General features: G+C 72.4%; 16 protein-coding genes and 1 pseudogene. 8 read left to right on the forward strand and 9 right to left on the reverse strand.

Translation table 11 applies throughout. The features are described 5' to 3' along the window. Nucleotides 1-133 precede the first annotated feature (133 nt). A complete protein-coding gene (locus ACFYWS_RS13170) occupies nt 134-1,051 on the forward strand; it encodes a class I SAM-dependent methyltransferase (protein WP_389273992.1) in 918 nt (305 codons plus the stop codon). Here ACFYWS_RS13170 and egtD read toward each other — a convergent pair. From egtD to egtA, 4 genes are read right to left on the reverse strand one after another with little or no spacing between them, the layout of a single operon-like run. After that, nucleotides 1,048-2,022: an L-histidine N(alpha)-methyltransferase gene (gene egtD, locus ACFYWS_RS13175; protein WP_389273995.1), complete on the reverse strand. Its 975-nt coding sequence runs from the start codon at nt 2,020-2,022 to the stop codon at nt 1,048-1,050. The genes ACFYWS_RS13170 and egtD overlap by 4 nt on opposite strands. Then, nucleotides 2,019-2,774, reverse strand: coding sequence for an ergothioneine biosynthesis protein EgtC (gene egtC / locus ACFYWS_RS13180; protein ID WP_389273998.1), 756 nt, complete (start codon nt 2,772-2,774; stop codon nt 2,019-2,021). Before egtC ends, egtD begins: the two co-directional genes overlap by 4 nt. Then, nucleotides 2,774-4,123, reverse strand: coding sequence for an ergothioneine biosynthesis protein EgtB (gene egtB / locus ACFYWS_RS13185; protein WP_389274001.1), 1,350 nt, complete (start codon nt 4,121-4,123; stop codon nt 2,774-2,776). Before egtB ends, egtC begins: the two co-directional genes overlap by 1 nt. Continuing rightward, nucleotides 4,120-5,418: an ergothioneine biosynthesis glutamate--cysteine ligase EgtA gene (gene egtA, locus ACFYWS_RS13190; protein WP_389274004.1), complete on the reverse strand. Its 1,299-nt coding sequence runs from the start codon at nt 5,416-5,418 to the stop codon at nt 4,120-4,122. The genes egtB and egtA overlap by 4 nt, the downstream gene beginning before the upstream one ends. 267 nt (nt 5,419-5,685) lie before the next feature. On the opposite strand from egtA, the gene ACFYWS_RS13195 reads away from it, so the two are divergent. Further along, complete coding sequence (locus ACFYWS_RS13195; protein ID WP_389274007.1) at nt 5,686-6,522, forward strand: TIGR02452 family protein; 837 nt, start codon at nt 5,686-5,688, stop codon at nt 6,520-6,522. Here ACFYWS_RS13195 and ACFYWS_RS13200 read toward each other — a convergent pair. Next, nucleotides 6,507-6,962 (reverse strand): type II toxin-antitoxin system PemK/MazF family toxin, encoded by a 456-nt coding sequence (locus ACFYWS_RS13200; protein WP_389274010.1) that lies wholly within the window; start codon nt 6,960-6,962, stop codon nt 6,507-6,509. The two genes, ACFYWS_RS13195 and ACFYWS_RS13200, sit on opposite strands and share 16 nt — an antisense overlap. 71 nt (nt 6,963-7,033) lie before the next feature. On the opposite strand from ACFYWS_RS13200, the gene ACFYWS_RS13205 reads away from it, so the two are divergent. Together ACFYWS_RS13205 and ACFYWS_RS13210 are read left to right on the forward strand one after the other, a co-directional pair. Then, nucleotides 7,034-8,107, forward strand: a complete 1,074-nt coding sequence (locus ACFYWS_RS13205) for a glycosyl hydrolase family 18 protein (protein ID WP_389274013.1) — start codon at nt 7,034-7,036, stop codon at nt 8,105-8,107. Between the two features lie 62 nt (nt 8,108-8,169). Then, complete coding sequence (locus tag ACFYWS_RS13210; RefSeq protein WP_389274017.1) at nt 8,170-9,204, forward strand: LacI family DNA-binding transcriptional regulator; 1,035 nt, start codon at nt 8,170-8,172, stop codon at nt 9,202-9,204. Between the two features lie 101 nt (nt 9,205-9,305). Here ACFYWS_RS13210 and trxA read toward each other — a convergent pair whose 3' ends face one another. Then, a complete protein-coding gene (gene trxA / locus ACFYWS_RS13215) occupies nt 9,306-9,707 on the reverse strand; it encodes a thioredoxin (RefSeq protein ID WP_389274020.1) in 402 nt (133 codons plus the stop codon). A gap of 151 nt (nt 9,708-9,858) precedes the next feature. Between trxA and ACFYWS_RS13220 the strand changes: the two genes are divergently transcribed. The 4 genes from ACFYWS_RS13220 to ACFYWS_RS13235 all read left to right on the forward strand — a co-directional run bounded on the left by ACFYWS_RS13220 (nt 9,859) and on the right by ACFYWS_RS13235 (nt 12,583). Further along, nucleotides 9,859-11,286 (forward strand): dihydrolipoyl dehydrogenase family protein, encoded by a 1,428-nt coding sequence (locus ACFYWS_RS13220; protein WP_389274023.1) that lies wholly within the window; start codon nt 9,859-9,861, stop codon nt 11,284-11,286. Nucleotides 11,287-11,463: 177 nt separating this feature from the next. After that, nucleotides 11,464-11,841, forward strand: coding sequence for a hypothetical protein (locus ACFYWS_RS13225; RefSeq protein ID WP_389274141.1), 378 nt, complete (start codon nt 11,464-11,466; stop codon nt 11,839-11,841). Nucleotides 11,842-11,945: 104 nt separating this feature from the next. Further along, on the forward strand, nt 11,946-12,185 hold the full coding sequence (locus ACFYWS_RS13230) for a hypothetical protein (RefSeq protein WP_389274026.1): 240 nt from the start codon (nt 11,946-11,948) through the stop codon (nt 12,183-12,185). 92 nt (nt 12,186-12,277) lie between these two features. Beyond that, nucleotides 12,278-12,583, forward strand: coding sequence for a hypothetical protein (locus ACFYWS_RS13235; RefSeq protein ID WP_389274030.1), 306 nt, complete (start codon nt 12,278-12,280; stop codon nt 12,581-12,583). Between the two features lie 289 nt (nt 12,584-12,872). Here ACFYWS_RS13235 and ACFYWS_RS13240 read toward each other — a convergent pair whose 3' ends face one another. The 3 genes and pseudogenes from ACFYWS_RS13240 to ACFYWS_RS13250 all read right to left on the reverse strand — a co-directional run. After that, complete coding sequence (locus ACFYWS_RS13240) at nt 12,873-13,646, reverse strand: class I SAM-dependent methyltransferase (protein ID WP_389274144.1); 774 nt, start codon at nt 13,644-13,646, stop codon at nt 12,873-12,875. Nucleotides 13,647-13,923: 277 nt separating this feature from the next. After that, the gene (locus ACFYWS_RS13245; protein ID WP_389274033.1) at nt 13,924-14,376 is read right to left on the reverse strand and encodes a hypothetical protein; all 453 of its coding nucleotides are present in this window, start codon (nt 14,374-14,376) and stop codon (nt 13,924-13,926) included. 44 nt (nt 14,377-14,420) lie between these two features. After that, nucleotides 14,421-14,525 (reverse strand): annotated as a pseudogene (locus tag ACFYWS_RS13250) (alpha/beta hydrolase); the annotation flags it as partial. Between the last annotated feature and the right edge of the window lie 77 nt (nt 14,526-14,602).

The raw sequence follows: 14,602 nt of genomic DNA on the forward strand, positions 1-14,602 counted from the left end.
CCTCTTTCGTTCCGGCTCCGCTGCCCGCGAGGGGCCCGACTCCTTGGATCGTAGCGGGGGATTGCCAGTTTGGGCATGCGCCCATACTGTTTGGGCGTACGCCCATTCTCCGTTCCTCACTCAAGGAGGCACCGTGCCGGACATCGTCAACACAGAGCAGGCGCAGGCGTGGAACGGCCCCGAAGGCGCCCACTGGGCCCGTCACCAGGACCGCTGGAACGCCGTCAACGAGGGCTTCAACGAGGCGCTCCTCGACGCCGCCGCCATCACTGGGCGCGACCGGATCCTCGACCTCGGCTGCGGAACCGGGCAGACCACACGGCTCGCCGCACGCCGGGCGCCCCGGGGACACGCGCTGGGCCTCGACCTGTCAGGACCCATGCTGGCCGAGGCCCGGACCCGCGCCGAACGGGAGGGTGTCGCCAACGCCTCCTTCACGCAGGGCGACGCGCAGACGCACCCCTTCGAGGCGGGCGCGTTCGACACGGCGATCAGTCGCTACGGGGTGATGTTCTACGCCGACCCCGAAGCGGCGTTCGCCAACGTCGGCAGGGCACTGCGTCCCGGCGGCCGGCTGGCCTTCGTCTGCCCGGCCGACGCCGCGCTCAACGACTGGGTCGCGGCGATCGCCGCCCTGCGGGACGTCCTGCCGGTCGGAGACTTCGGACGGCCGGGGCTGCCCGGCATGTTCTCCCTCGCCTCGCCGGACCGTGTCCGCGAAGTCCTCACCACGGCCGGGTTCACCGGCATCACCGCCAACCAGACGCAGGCATACGGAACATGGGGGAGCGGAGCCGAGGACGCCGCGGAGTTCCTGCTGGGGACGGGCCCCGGCCGCCATCTGATGGAGCGGGCCGGCGCGAGCGCGGCGGCCCGCGCCCGCAGCACCCTGACGGACCACCTGCACGGGTTCGAGTCGGCGGACGGGACGGTCCGACTGCGCAGCACGTCCTGGCTGGTCACGGCGGACCGCCCCGCCGACGCGTCGGCCGGTTCCCGGGCCGCCGCGCCGCCCTCCGGGCGACGACGGGAGTTTGAAGACAGGCCCTAGGGCAGCCCGGCCGACGCCCTGCTCAGCGACAACGCGAACCTTCCCTCCGTGTCCGTCCACCAGTGCCCCAACTCAAGGCCCACGTCGTGCAGTTCCGCCTTCACACCCTCCTGGCGGAACTTCGCCGAGATCTCCGTGCGCACTTCCTCGCCCGCCGCGAAGTCGACCGCGAGGCCGAGGGCCGGGATCTTCACGGTCTGCGCCGTGGTGGACCGCAGCCGCATCTCGATCCACTCGCACTCGGCGTTCCACAGGGCGACGTGCTCGAACGCGTCGGGCCGGAAGTCGGCGCCGAGCTCGCGGTCCATCACGCTCAGCACGTTCTTGTTGAACGCGGCCGTGACACCCGCCGCGTCGTCGTACGCCGCCACCAGCGTCGCCTCGTCCTTCACCAGGTCCGTGCCGAGGAGGAAGAAGTCGCCGGGCGCCAGCAGTCCGCGTACCGCCTTCAGGAACGCGGCCCGCTCTCGCGGCAGCAGATTGCCGACCGTGCCGCCGAGGAAGGCGACCAGCCGCGGCCCCGGTGTCTCGGGCAGGTCGAACGCGGCCGTGAAGTCGGTGACCATGGCGTGGATGTCGAGCGCGGGCCGCTCGGCGAGCAGCGTGTCCGCCGCGCCGCGCAGCGCGCTCTCGCTCACGTCCACGGGCACGTACGTCGTGAGATCGGTGAGCGCGTCCAGGAGGTGGCGCGTCTTGTCGGACGAGCCGGAGCCCAGCTCGACGAGCGTGCGCGCACCCGTCGCCGCCGCGATCTCGTGGGCCCGCGCGAGCAGGATCTCGCGCTCGGCGCGGGTCGGGTAGTACTCGGGCAACTGGGTGATCTCGTCGAAGAGTTCACTGCCGCGAGCGTCGTAGAACCACTTGGGCGGGAGTGTTTTCGGGACGGTGGTCAGGCCGTGTTGGACGTCGGCGCGAAGGGCCGCGCCGGTCGCGTCCTCGGGCAGGGTGCGGGTCATGCGGAACGGGCTCACGCGGAGGGCTCCTTGAGCGGGGTCAACAGGACGTCGGTGCGGCTCGCCGCCAGCAGCGTGCGGTCGGGGACCTCGATCCAGTGCGGATCGTCGTCGTAGGGCTCGGAGGCGACGACGGTGGAGCGGCCGGGTTCCGTGCGGTACCACAGGGTGTCGCCCCAGGCCGTTGCGGTGATCGTCTCGCCGTTGGTGAGCAGGAAGTTGAGGCGGGCCTCGGGCTTGAGGGCGGCGACGTCGAGCACCGTCTCGGCGAGCGCCTGCGCCTCGCCGACGCCCGCGCGCAGCCGGTGCAGGACCAGCGCCCAGAGGAACGCCGCGTCGCAGCGCGCCTCCATGGTCAGCAGCGCCCTGGCGGGCAGCGAGTTGGCCAGCGGTACGAGCGAGTGGGGCCAGCCCGGCACCGCCCCGTTGTGGCTGAACAGCCAGGACCCGGTCGCGTACGGGGCCGCCGCCGCCTCACCGTCCGCCCCGGCGAGCGTCGCGTCGCGGACCGCCGCGAGCAGCGCACCGGAGCGGACGACACGGGCCAGGTCCTGGTAGGCCGCGTCGCCCCAGATGGGCCCGGCGCGGCGGTAGCGGGCGGGCACCGGATCGCCGTCCGCGTACCAACCCACCCCGAAACCATCGGCGTTGACCGTGCCGTTGCGCTGTCTTCGCGGCGCCCACGACTGGCGGAACAGACTGTGCGGCGGCCCGTCGACGACCTCGCCGAGCGGCACAGGAGGCCCCACATAGGCCAGGTGACGACACATCAGGCGCGCTCCCCCGGCTCGGCGTCACGGGCCGTGCGGAACCCGGAGAAGATCTGCCGCCGGATCGGATGGTCCCAGTTGCGGAACGTGCCCCGGCACACCACCGCGTCCACGGCGAACGAACCGCCGCGCAGCACCTTGTGGTCCGACCCGAAGAACACCTCCGAATACTCGCGGTACGGATACGCCACGAATCCCGGATAGGGCAGGAAATCGCTCGACGTCCACTCCCAGACGTCGCCCATCAACTGCCGTACACCGAGCGGGGATTCGCCGAGTTCGTAAGCGCCGGCGGGGGCGGGCCGCAGGTGGCGCTGGCCCAGGTTCGCACGGTCCGGCGTCGGATCCGCGTCGCCCCAGGGGTAGCGCATCGAACGGCCCGAGGCCGGGTCGTGCCGGGCCGCCTTCTCCCACTCCTCCTCGCTCGGCAGCCGCCGCCCCGCCCACCGGGCGTAGGCGTCGGCCTCGTACCAACTCACGTGCAGCACCGGCTCGTCCGGCGGCACGGGCTCGCTCACCCCGAACCGCCTGCGCAGCCACTGCCCGCCCTCGCGGCGCCAGAACAGCGGCGCCTCAAGGTCGTGCTCGCGCACCATCGCCCAGCCGGCCGGCGCCCACCAGCGCTCCTCCCGGTAGCCGCCCTCCTCGACGAACTCCATGTACGCGGCGTTCGTCACCGGCGTCGTATCGATGTGGAACGGCGGCACCAGACGGGTGTGCGCGGGACGCTCGTTGTCCAGCGCCCACGGCTCGGCCGTCGTGCCCATCGTGAACGGGCCGCCGGGGACGAGGGCCTCGGCGGGACCGTCGTACGGCCGCGCCAAGGGCTCGGGATCGGGTGCGGTGAGCGCCGCGCCGCCCTTGCGCAGCTGGTGTGTGATCAGCATCGTCTCGTCGTGCTGCTGCTCGTGCTGCGCGATCATCCCGAAGGCGAAGCCCGAGCGGGTCAGGCGCTGTGTCCCCGCCGCCTCGAACGAGGCCTTCTCCAGTACGTCGAAGGCCCGGCCGCGGACGTCCGCCGCATAGCCGCGCGCCTCCTCCGGCGCGAGCAGCGGCAGGCTCGGGCGCTCCGAGCGCGGGTGCTCGAAGGCGTCGTACAGCGGGTCGATCTCGGGGCGGATCGCCTCCTGGCCCGCGACAGCGCGCAGCAGCCACTGCTCCTCCTGGTTCCCGATGTGCGCGAGATCCCAGACGAGCGGCGACATCAACGGCGAGTGCTGGGCGGTGAGTTCGCCCTCGTCGACACAGTTCGTCAGCAGCGTCGTGCGGCGCCGGGCGGCCTCAAGGGCCTGAGCGGCGCGGCCGCGGAGCGCCTCCGGGTCCGTGGTGACGTTCTCCTCAGCGGTCATGATCGGACGGTCCTCCCCTGAGCGGGTTGTCGCGTGAGCAGATCGAGCACGTCGTCGGCGGGGCAGCGGCCGCGGACGACATAGCGGTGCGTGAAGTCCGCGACCGCCTGTCGTACGTCCGCGTCCACGCCGAGCCTCGGCAGCGCTTCGAGCGCCGTCGTGAAGCAGGCCGTGGCGGCCTCGCGCAGCTCGGGATCGGCGAGGCCGAGCCGGGCCGCGTCGCGCCACAGCGGATTGTGCGGAGCGGGCAGCGGACCCGCCCGCTCCGCGAGCGGCTTGACCGCGCGGTACGCGGTCTCGGCGGCCTGCGGATCGTCGAACAGGGCGGTCGTCACGGCGAGCGGCACCAGCCACCCGTCGTCGCCCGGCTGCGCGTCGATCATGCGCAGTTCGAGGTGCCCACGCGGGCGCACGGGCGGGAAGAGGGTGGTCAGGTGGTAGTCGAGATCCGAGCGCGTCGGCGGCCGCGGCTCACCCGTGCGCGCCCACTGGCGGAAGGCCAGCGCGTCCGGCACCTGCCACGGCCCGTCGTCGGTGCGCACACACATCACGGGCGCGTCGAGCGCGTGCCGCGTCCACGCCTCGCGCGGATCGAAGTCAAGGGGTACGCCGCCGGAACGGCCCACGTCGATCCGCTCCCACAGCAGCTGCCGCGTGGAGCGCCAGCCGGTCGGACGGCCGGACAGCATCGGCGAGTTGGCGAACGCGGCCACCAGCACCGCGCCCAGCAGATGCGCGAGCCGCCAGCGCCGCCCGAGCCCCTGCGGGCCCGGCTCCTCGTGCCCCGCGTCCAGACACACCTGCACGGACGCGGACGAGCACATCATGGAGCGCCCGGCGGGCCCGGCCCGGTCGAGCGAGGCCTCCAGGGCGTCGTAACGGGGCTGATGGAGAACGCGCCGGGGCGGGAGCCACGGGTCGGTGCCGTGGCCGGAGAGGACGAGTCCGTGGCCGCGAAGCGTGGCGCGCACGGCGGTCAGATCGGCCCGCATGGCCGAGACGCATTCGGTGAGGGTGTCGGCGGGGAGCGAACTGAGTTCCAGCTGCCCGCCGGGTTCCACGGTGAGCGCCGAGCTCAGGGGCAGGGCGCGCAGTGCGACGTAGGCTGCGTCGAGACGTTCGGGTGGTAACGGGAGCCACGGCTTCAGCAGGGGGCGCGGCTCGTGCACGATCCATTCCAGTTCGACCCCGACCTTGCGCGGTGGTCCGGTCTTGAAGCAGATGCCCCGTACCAGGGCCTCCGCCTCGGCCTCGGTGATCACCTCACCGAGCGCCGTACAGTCTCCCTCGCTCATGGGGGATTCCTCCTGGTTCGCACGTTCTCCATGGTCCCCGGTGGGGGCCATCCCGTCGATTCGGCCGGGTGCCGACAAACAGCCCCTTCCGGGCGACGCAGACCCTCCACCCAAGACGGTTCGGGCGCCTCGCACAAGAGTGCCTCTGGACATCCCGGGGACATCCAGGGGACTTCCAGAAGGCGGCAAAAACCTGTTGCCCAGGCGGTCACTGTGCGTACACGATGGATTCATGAACACGACGGGGGAGACCACGGGGCACGCGGCGTGAGCGCGCGACTGCGCGAGCTCGCGCGGAGCACGGAGAAGATCGTCGAATCGGGGGAGTACGCGGGCGACGGGGGCCGCGTGGTGACGATCGGCGCCGCGGTGGCACGGGCGCGGGCGGGCACCAGGATGTACGGGCCCGACCCGGTGCCCGTGCCACCGATACCGCCCGTGGACCGGACATACGTCGAGGTCACGGGCGAGAGCAGCCTGGAAGCGGCCCGCCGCATGACGGGGGAGCGACCGCGACCGGTGGCTGTCCTGAACTTCGCCTCGGCGCGCAACCCGGGAGGCGGCTACCTCAACGGGGCGCAGGCCCAGGAAGAGGCGCTCTGCCGCTGCTCCGCGCTGTACACGTGCCTGATCGAGGTGCCGGAGTTCTACGCCCACCACCGCGAGCACCGCGACGCCTTCTACACCGATCGTGTGATCCACGCGCCGGGCGTCCCGGTGTTCCGCGACGACCAGGGCCGACTGCTCGACGCACCGTTCGAGGCGGGCTTCCTGACGTCACCCGCGCCGAACGCGGGAGTGATCGCGCAGCGCACCCCGGAGCGGGTGCACGAGATACCCGCGGCCCTGGCCGCGCGCGCCGAGCGCGTGCTCGAAGTCGCCGCGGCCAAGGGGTACCGGCGGCTCGTCCTCGGAGCCTGGGGCTGCGGGGTGTTCCGCAACGATCCGGGGCAGGTGGCCGAGGCGTTCCGGACGCTGCTCGAAGGGCGCTTCGCGGGCCGCTTCGAGCAGGTCGTGTTCGCCGTCCTCGACCGGACGAAGGGCGCGGCCACCCGCTCCGCGTTCGAGCGCGCCTTCACCCCGGCGGATCAGCGCCAGCCGTAGCGCTCCCGCAGCCGCAGCACCACCGTGTTGAACCGGCCGCGGTCCAGGGCGCAGGCCTCGCGGCGCATCCCCTTGTCGTGCACGCGCAGCACGCGGTCCAGGTCCACCCACGAGTCCCGGCCGTCCTTGTCCCAGGGCCCCGAGCCGAGCGCCACCCACTCGCGGTCGCCGTCGTGCCGCTTGCTGGACAGCTGCACCGCCAGCAGCGTGCCGCCGGGCTCCCGGGCGACCACGAGCACCGGGCGGTCCTTGCCGCGCCCGTCGTTCTCCTCGTACGGCACCCACGTCCACACGATCTCGCCCGGATCCGGGTCGCCGTCGTGCGCGGGCGCGTACTCGGTGCGCACCTTGCCGACCCGGGTCGGCTCGGCCTCCACCGTGGCCGTCGCGCCGCCGCGGCCGGGGTGTTCGTATGCGTGGTCATCCGTGTAGGCAGTCACGCGGGTCACGTTAGACGCCGACCGGCCCAATCCCTGCGGCGGGTACGCCGGATGGGCCGCAGGCTCACCCCATGAAACGACGTCACACCACCGTCCTGTGCGTCCTCGCGGGGACCCTCGCCCTCACCGCCGCGGCGCCCGCGGGACCCGCCGCATCCGAGGCCGCGCCCCCGCGCACCGTCTCCGCGTGGCTCCCGTACTGGGACCAGGAGTCCGCCTACCAGAACGCCCTCGACCACGCCGCACAGCTCCGCACCGTCAGCCCCTTCTGGTACGAGACGAAATCCGCGGCCCGCGTCACCGGCCACCCCGGCGCGGGCGAACGCCGCATCATCAACGGCCTGCACGCCCGCGGCATCCAGGTCGTCCCCACGGTCATGGAAACGATGAAGCCGGGAGCCCTGGCCAAGGTCCTGAACAGCAAGAAGTCCCGCACCCGGCACATCGACGCGCTGCTCGCCGTCACCCGCAGCCGCGCCTACGACGGGCTCGACATCGACTACGAGTCGATCGCCACCGCCCCCGACGACAAGTACCGCGCGGTGCGCGCCGGTTACACCGCCTTCGCCACCGAACTCTGCGCGCGCCTGCACGCGTCCGGCAAGAAGTGCTTCCTGACCGTGATGCCCAAGACCCGCTCGACGGGCCGCATTTGGGACTACGAGAAGCTGGGCGCCGCCGCCGACCGCGTGCGGATCATGGCGTACAACCTGCACTCGGCGGAGGGCAAGCCGGGACCGCTGTCCTCGCCCCAGTGGTACGAGGAGATCCTGTCCCGCGCCACCACCCAAGTCCCGCGCGCCAAGCTGGAGATGGGCCTGCCCGCGTACGGCTGGAACTGGAAGGTGGGCGGCGCCCGCGGCGCCGGCAAGGAGCGCGCCCGGCACGTCACGTCCAAATCGGCCGAGGTGCTGCGCCGCAAGGTCGGCGCGCGCTACGCCCTCGACCCCGACTCCCGCACCCCCCACTTCACGTACAAGGAGGGCAAGGGCAAGAAGGCGACCCGCCGCACCGTCTGGTACCAGGACGCCGCCGGCACCGCCGCGCACCTCCCCGTCCTGCGCGAACACGGCGTACGGAACACGGTCCTGTGGGCCCTGAACTTCGAGGACCCGAAGCTGTGGAAGACCTTGGCGCGGGGGTAGGCCAGAGGTAGGCCAGGGGGAGCCGCAGCCGCTGGGCGGCGTCTGCAAGGATGCCGTACGTCATGGTGCAGATACCGAAGCAGCAGTCCGCCCAGCCGTCCGTGCCGAGCCAGCCCTTGCCCGGCACCCTGCCCACGAGCGCCGACGTCGCACGCCTCGCCGGGGTCTCGCGCGCCACCGTCAGCTACGTCCTCAACAACACGAGCGCGGTCCGCATCAGCGAGCCGACCCGCCGCCGCGTCCACGAGGCCGCCAAGGAACTCGGCTACGTCCCGCACGCCGCCGCCCGCAGCCTGCGCGCCGGACACACCCGCATCGTCCTCGTGCCGACCCCCGACGTACCGATCGGGCCTCTGTACAGCGCCTTCCTCAACGAACTCCAGTGGGCGCTCAGCCGCCTCGACTACACCGTCGTGCAGTACGGCAGCGTGGGCCTCAGTGGCGACGCCGCCGCCCGCGCCTGGGCCGAGCTGCGCCCCGTCGCCGTGCTCGGCCCGGTCGGCATGGGCGCCGACGGGATCGCCGTGCTCCGCCGCTCCGGCGCCCGCGCCGTCATCACGCTCGGCGCGGAGCCGGTCGAGGGCGCGCACGCCCTGCTCACGGACCACCGGCAGGTCGGCCGCGTCGCCGCCGCGCACCTCCTGGCCGGGGGCCACCGGCGTATCGGCGTGGTCATGCCGAAGGAACCGGGCCTCGACACCTTCGCGGTGCCGCGCCTGGACGGCGTGCGCGCGGCGGGCGCCGAGACGGTTGCGCTGCCACTCGCGTACGACGAGCAGGACGCGGCCCAAGTCGCCGCGCAGGTAGGCGAGTTGGGGCTCGGTGCAGTGTTCGCGTACAACGACGAGTACGCCATGCTGCTGATGCGCGCGTTGCAGGACGCGGACGTCGACATCCCCGGCGACGTCGCCGTGATGGGCGCCGACGACCTGATGCTGGGCCGGCTGCTGCGCCCCCGCCTGAGCACGGTGCGTCTCGATCTGCCCTCGGGCCGGGAGCTCGCCGAACTGGTGGACCGCCTGGTCAGGAACCCGGACCAGGACCCGGAACCGCGTGAGGCTCTCGCGGTGACGCTGGTGGCCCGCGAGTCGGCCTGACACCCTCCCGAACGACAGAGGGGGCAGACATGCCGCGAGGCGGCCGCCAAAAAGGCGACCGCCTCGGGGTCAGTCGGGTGACGGGAGGAGGGGGAGGAGGCTCAGCCTTCCTGGCCCTGGCCCTCCTGCTCGGCCTTCGCCTGCTGCTCGGCGACCGACGCGCGGACCTCGTCCATGTCCAGCTTGCGGGCCTGGCCGATGACGTCCTCAAGGGCTTCCTTCGGCAGCGCACCCGGCTGCGCGAAAACGGCGACCTGGTCACGCACGATCATCAGCGTCGGGATCGACTGGATCCCGAAAGCGGCGGCAAGCTCCGGCTGCGCCTCGGTGTCGACCTTGCCGAACACCAGGTCCGGATTGGCCTCAGCGGCCTCCTGATAGACCGGGGCGAACTGCTTGCAAGGCCCGCACCAGTCAGCCCAGAAGTCGATCAGTACGAACTCGTTCTCCGTAACCGTCTGATCGAAGTTCTCCTTGGTCAGCTCCGTGGTGGTGCTGCTCATGGTGTTTTCCCTCTTCCTGCTTCCGGGGTTCGGGGCGAAGCCGTCGGGGGCAAAGCCGCTGTGCACAACCGTCCGGATGTCGGACGTATTCCGCGCTCGTACCCATGTGCTCGGCACGCACACATCCGACCACACTGAGAGACTGGCGCGTATGACGGAAGCCATTGCGTACGACGTCGTAGTGCTCGGAGCGGGACCCGTCGGTGAGAACGTCGCCGACCGCGCACGGGCCGGCGGACTGAGCGCCGCCATCGTGGAGAGCGAGCTCGTCGGCGGTGAGTGCTCGTACTGGGCGTGCATGCCCAGCAAGGCGCTGCTCCGCCCGGTGATCGCCCAGGCCGACGCCCGCCGGGTGCCCGGCCTGCGCCAGGCGGTCCAGGGCCCGCTCGACACCCCGGCGGTCCTCGCGCACCGCGACGACTACACCTCCCACTGGAAGGACGACGGCCAGGTCGGCTGGCTGGAGTCCATCGGCATCGCCCTGTACCGCGGCCAGGGCCGCCTCGACGGACCGCGCAGCGTCACGGTCACCGCCGAGGACGGCACGGTGACCACCCTCACGGCACGCCACGCGGTCGCCGTGTGCACGGGCACCCGGGCCTCGCTCCCACCCCTGCCTGGCCTGGACGCGGTCAAACCATGGACCAGCCGGGAGGCCACGAGCGCGGACCGGGCGCCGGGCCGCCTCATCGTGGTCGGCGGCGGCGTGGTCGCCACCGAGATGGCCACGGCCTGGCAGGCACTCGGCTCGCAGGTCACGGTGCTCGTACGCGGGGGCGGCCTGCTGGAGCGCATGGAACCGTTCGCCGGAGAACTGGTGGCGGACGCGCTGCGGGAGGCGGGCGCGGAAATCCGCACGGGAGTCTCGGTGGCGTCGGTGGAACGCGCTGCCTCCGGCACGGTGGTGGCGACCATCGACGACGGCACGACCCTCGAAGCCGACGAGATCCTCTTCGCGACGGGCCGTGCGCCGCGCACGGACGACATCGGCCTGGAGACGGTGGGCCTGGAACCGGGCTCCTGGCTGGACGTCGACGACTCCCTCCGCGTCACGAACAGCACCTGGCTCTACGCGGTCGGCGACACCAACCACCGCGCGCTCCTCACCCACCAGGGCAAGTACCAAGCGCGCATCGCGGGCGCCGCGATCACCGCCCGCGCGCAGGGCGTCCCGCTCCTGGAGTCCGACCGCTGGGGCGCCCACGCGGCGACGGCCGACCACGACGCGGTCCCGCAGGTCGTCTTCACCGACCCCGAGGCCGCAAGCGCGGGCCTCACCCTCGCCGAGGCGGAGGCGGCGGGCCACCGCGTCCGGGCGGTCGACTACGACATGGCGAACGTGGCGGGCTCCGGCCTCTACGCCGACGGCTACACGGGCCGCGCCCGCATGATCGTCGACCTCGACCGGGAGATCCTCCTGGGCGTCACGTTCGTCGGCCCTGCGGTCGGCGAACTCATCCACTCGGCGACGATCGCGATCGCGGGCGAGGTCCCGATCGACCGGTTGTGGCATGCGGTGCCGGCGTATCCGACGGTGAGTGAGGTGTGGTTGCGGTTGCTGGAGACGTATAGGGGCTGACGCATAGACGTATGGGGGCCGGGCACGTGACGTTGAGTACAAACGGTGGAGGCGGCTCGGCCGGAGACGCGGGGCGGGCCGGGCCGCAATGATCAGCCGGCTCGTCCGAGTTTCTCCGCTGCCTGCGGAACTCCTCCCGGAACCGTGAATCGAACCGCAGAGCTCGGCCTGAGCCAGGTGCCGCGGGTGACTCCGGGCACGCGCAGCAACCTGCGGGCCCTGCTCGACCGGGCGTTCGCCGCCCACGGCCTCGTGCCCAGGAACGTCGGCGACGTGGAATCCCGCGGCACACTGATCCGGATCGCGGAGAGCGGCGAGGCCCGGACGATCCTGCCGCGCTCGGCAGCCGCGGTCCACGGAACCCACGACCGGCCGGCCGCCGCATCGTCGGCCCGGCGCTGTGCCGCCACATCGCGGTGCGCACGGCCACGGACGGCTGCGAGCCGCGCGACGCAGTGGGGATGTCCGGCGCGGCATCGTCGCGGTCACGAGGGAACTGGCGACCACGGGTCGCTGGCCGGGCATCCACCCGACGTAGCCCGGGCATCCACCTGACGTAGCTCGGCGCCCCGCCCGCGCGGACGTACGCCTTCTCGCCTGGGCAGGTGATCCTTCCTGCCACCCCGCACCCGTCGGCCGCACCGCATCGTTCGCCGGGCATGAAGAAGATCCTCAGCGCTGCCGGCCTCGCCCTCGCCATCACCGGACTCGCCGCACCGGCCCACGCGGCCAACGGCGGCAGCCTCGGCTCCGGAATCGGCGTCGCGGACGACTGGGACGCCACCGCCGCGGCCACCTGCCTTCAGGAGGTCGCCGTAGCCCCCATGCTCGGCGGCGGCCATGTGGGCGAGCACACCGAGCACTGCCAGGACGGCAGCCTGATCACCCACGGTAAGTAGCGGACCGGCCGATCCGGGGCTCCGCCAGGGTTGCCGCGTGGATCACTCCCGGATGCTGCGGGAGCAGGAGGCGCTGCGCGCCGAGGCGGGCCGTGTCTATCGGGGCCTCGACCTGGGCGCACGGCTCACCCCCTGGGCGCGCCTCCCTGAGCGTCGCCGCCGTGTCGGAGGTCGGCGCCCAGCTCGCCTCGCACCCGCGCGTCCGCGTCGTTACCCTCCGCAACGACACCGGAGGATGGAACGCGGAGCCGGACGCCTACCCCGACGGCCTGTACCTCGGCGTGGAATGCCGCTCGTCGGCCGGCGCCGTATGGAACCTCGACCTGTGGTTCCTCACCGACCCCGAACGCCAGCCGCCGACCGCCCACTTGACCACTCTGTTGCCCTGCCACGCCTGACGTACGAGAGCCGCGCGCACATCATCGGGACCAAAAGGGCCTGGGCCGACCGCCCCGAGTACGGCGAGTCGGCGAAGAGCCTCGTCATCTACCGGGCGGTCATCGACGACGGCGTCCGTGATCCCGCGCGGTTCGAGGGATGGACGCGGCAGCGGGCCCGGTGACGCGCAGCTTGTTCCCCTGCCTGCGGTCCGGCCCCTCCACGACTGGCCTGAGACACGGCGCTCGTGCGCCGCGGAGCGCGTGGCGTTGGCTGCCGGTGATCGCGCATCGCGGTTCACGCTGCTGGTCAGGATGGTGGCCTGGGCCGGGCCGTATAGACCGTCGCCGTCATCGAGGCGGTCGCCGGGCCGGTGCCGAGGCTGTCCGTCATGGCCCGCGTGACGGCGGCGTGGATGGCTTCCGTGTCCGGGCGAGAGGCGAGCGCGGCGCTTACGGGTGTGCCGGTGAGCAGACCGGTGGCCACGGAGGCGGCGGACTCCGCGACGCCCTCCAGCGTCACTTCTTCGGCGGTGTCCAGGGCGAGCCCCGCCGCCGCGAGGTCTTCGGCCACCAGCGCCGGATCGGCGTAGCCGTGCGGAATGTCAGGGAGGAACCTCGGCGCGCCCTCGGGGATGGAGGCTTCCAGGGCGTCCTGGAAGGCCGCGCTGAACCCGTGCGAGGCCAACGGTCCCCAGCTGTTGAACAGGAAGCGCCCTTCCGGGGCGAGGACCCTGCGCACCTCCCCGTAGGCACCTGGCCTGTCCGGGAAGAACATCACCCCGAACTGGCACAGGACGAGGTCGAACGAGGCGTCCGGGAACGGCAGTTGCTGCGCGTCCGCCTGCCGCCAGTCCGCACGTGGCTCCTGGGCCGCTCCGCGGATGACCATCGCCTCGTTGAGGTCGGTCGCCAGGACGCGGGCGTCCGGTGCCGCGTCGAGCACGGCGGTGGTGAGGGCTCCGGTGCCCGCGGCGAGTTCGAGGACCCGGTGCGGGCGCAGGTCCGCCGCCCGCGCCGCCAGGTCGGCCGCGAAGGGCCGGAAGAACACCGGCACGAGGTGGCGCTCGTAGGCCTCCGGCATGGAGTGGGTCCACCGCCGGTTCGCATCGTCTGGGCTCACACGTCCGACGGTACTCGGCGCGGGGAATCCGGCAATCCGAGCCACGTGGCTGGTCCACTGCTACCTGCGACGGCGCGGGATCCGACACGTCAGCCCGGACACGTCAGCCCGGAGAAGAGTGACACCAAGTCCGCCCGTTGACCGGCCCTCGTAGCGCTTCGTGAGGTCTGTTCGGTGGGGTTGGTCAGGAGCATGCCGGGTGTGTGGACGCACATGACGCAGGGCCGTCTGCGGGCGCTCACGCCGGCGGGTCCTTCCGCCAGGTCCACTGCGCGTCGGGCGGCTCCTCGCCCAGTACGCGGAGCGAGTCGGTGGAGATCCGGGCAAGGCGGTCGACCTCGTCGAGGCCGAACCACATCTCGTGATTCTCCGAGCGCCCGCCGCGCGGTGGGTGGGCGTCCGGATCGGACCAGCCGAGCGTCAGCAGCTGCTGCTTCTGTGCCTCGGTCATCTTCCGGTACGCCAACGAGACGCATTCGGCGCCGAACCCGTCGTGCCACCTCATGAACTGCACGTAACGCCCGGTTTCCTGCCGGGGTTTGGGGCGCCGCCGCCACCAGTGCCGGCCCGGGGCGTCGGGCACCGGCGCCGGCTCCGGGTCGGGCTCGGAGACCACCAGGGTGTCCCTCTCGCGCATACCGGCCACTTCCGCCCGCAGCCGGTCACGGAACTCGCTCCACGCCTCGTCCATCGGACCAACCTACCGGCACCGATCGGGGAGACACCCGGGGTCGGCCCGTCGCAGAACCCGCCGTGATGGCTCGGGAACACAGTCACCCGCTGCCCGAGCAGTTCGGCGGTCGCGACGGAGGCGCGCCCGGTCTGCCCATTACCGTTTTCGTGGAGCCCGGTTCGGGTTCGTGGCCTCCAGGGCCGGTAGGACTTGTTGCCCCTGTCGTTGATGATCCGGGGGGTGC

It is taken from the genome of Streptomyces sp. NPDC002795 (assembly GCF_042888725.1).
Taxonomy (GTDB): Bacteria; Actinomycetota; Actinomycetes; order Streptomycetales; family Streptomycetaceae; genus Streptomyces.

Coding starts and splice junctions, on each gene's coding strand:
- egtC (WP_389273998.1), bottom strand. CDS start 2,774: ATGTGTCGTCACCTGGCCTATGTGGGGCCTCCTGTGCCGCTCGGCGAG.
- egtB (WP_389274001.1), bottom strand. CDS start 4,123: ATGACCGCTGAGGAGAACGTCACCACGGACCCGGAGGCGCTCCGCGGC.
- egtA (WP_389274004.1), bottom strand. CDS start 5,418: ATGAGCGAGGGAGACTGTACGGCGCTCGGTGAGGTGATCACCGAGGCC.
- ACFYWS_RS13205 (WP_389274013.1), top strand. CDS start 7,034: ATGAAACGACGTCACACCACCGTCCTGTGCGTCCTCGCGGGGACCCTC.
- ACFYWS_RS13210 (WP_389274017.1), top strand. CDS start 8,170: ATGGTGCAGATACCGAAGCAGCAGTCCGCCCAGCCGTCCGTGCCGAGC.
- trxA (WP_389274020.1), bottom strand. CDS start 9,707: ATGAGCAGCACCACCACGGAGCTGACCAAGGAGAACTTCGATCAGACG.
- ACFYWS_RS13220 (WP_389274023.1), top strand. CDS start 9,859: ATGACGGAAGCCATTGCGTACGACGTCGTAGTGCTCGGAGCGGGACCC.
- ACFYWS_RS13230 (WP_389274026.1), top strand. CDS start 11,946: ATGAAGAAGATCCTCAGCGCTGCCGGCCTCGCCCTCGCCATCACCGGA.
- ACFYWS_RS13240 (WP_389274144.1), bottom strand. CDS start 13,646: ATGCCGGAGGCCTACGAGCGCCACCTCGTGCCGGTGTTCTTCCGGCCC.
- ACFYWS_RS13245 (WP_389274033.1), bottom strand. CDS start 14,376: ATGGACGAGGCGTGGAGCGAGTTCCGTGACCGGCTGCGGGCGGAAGTG.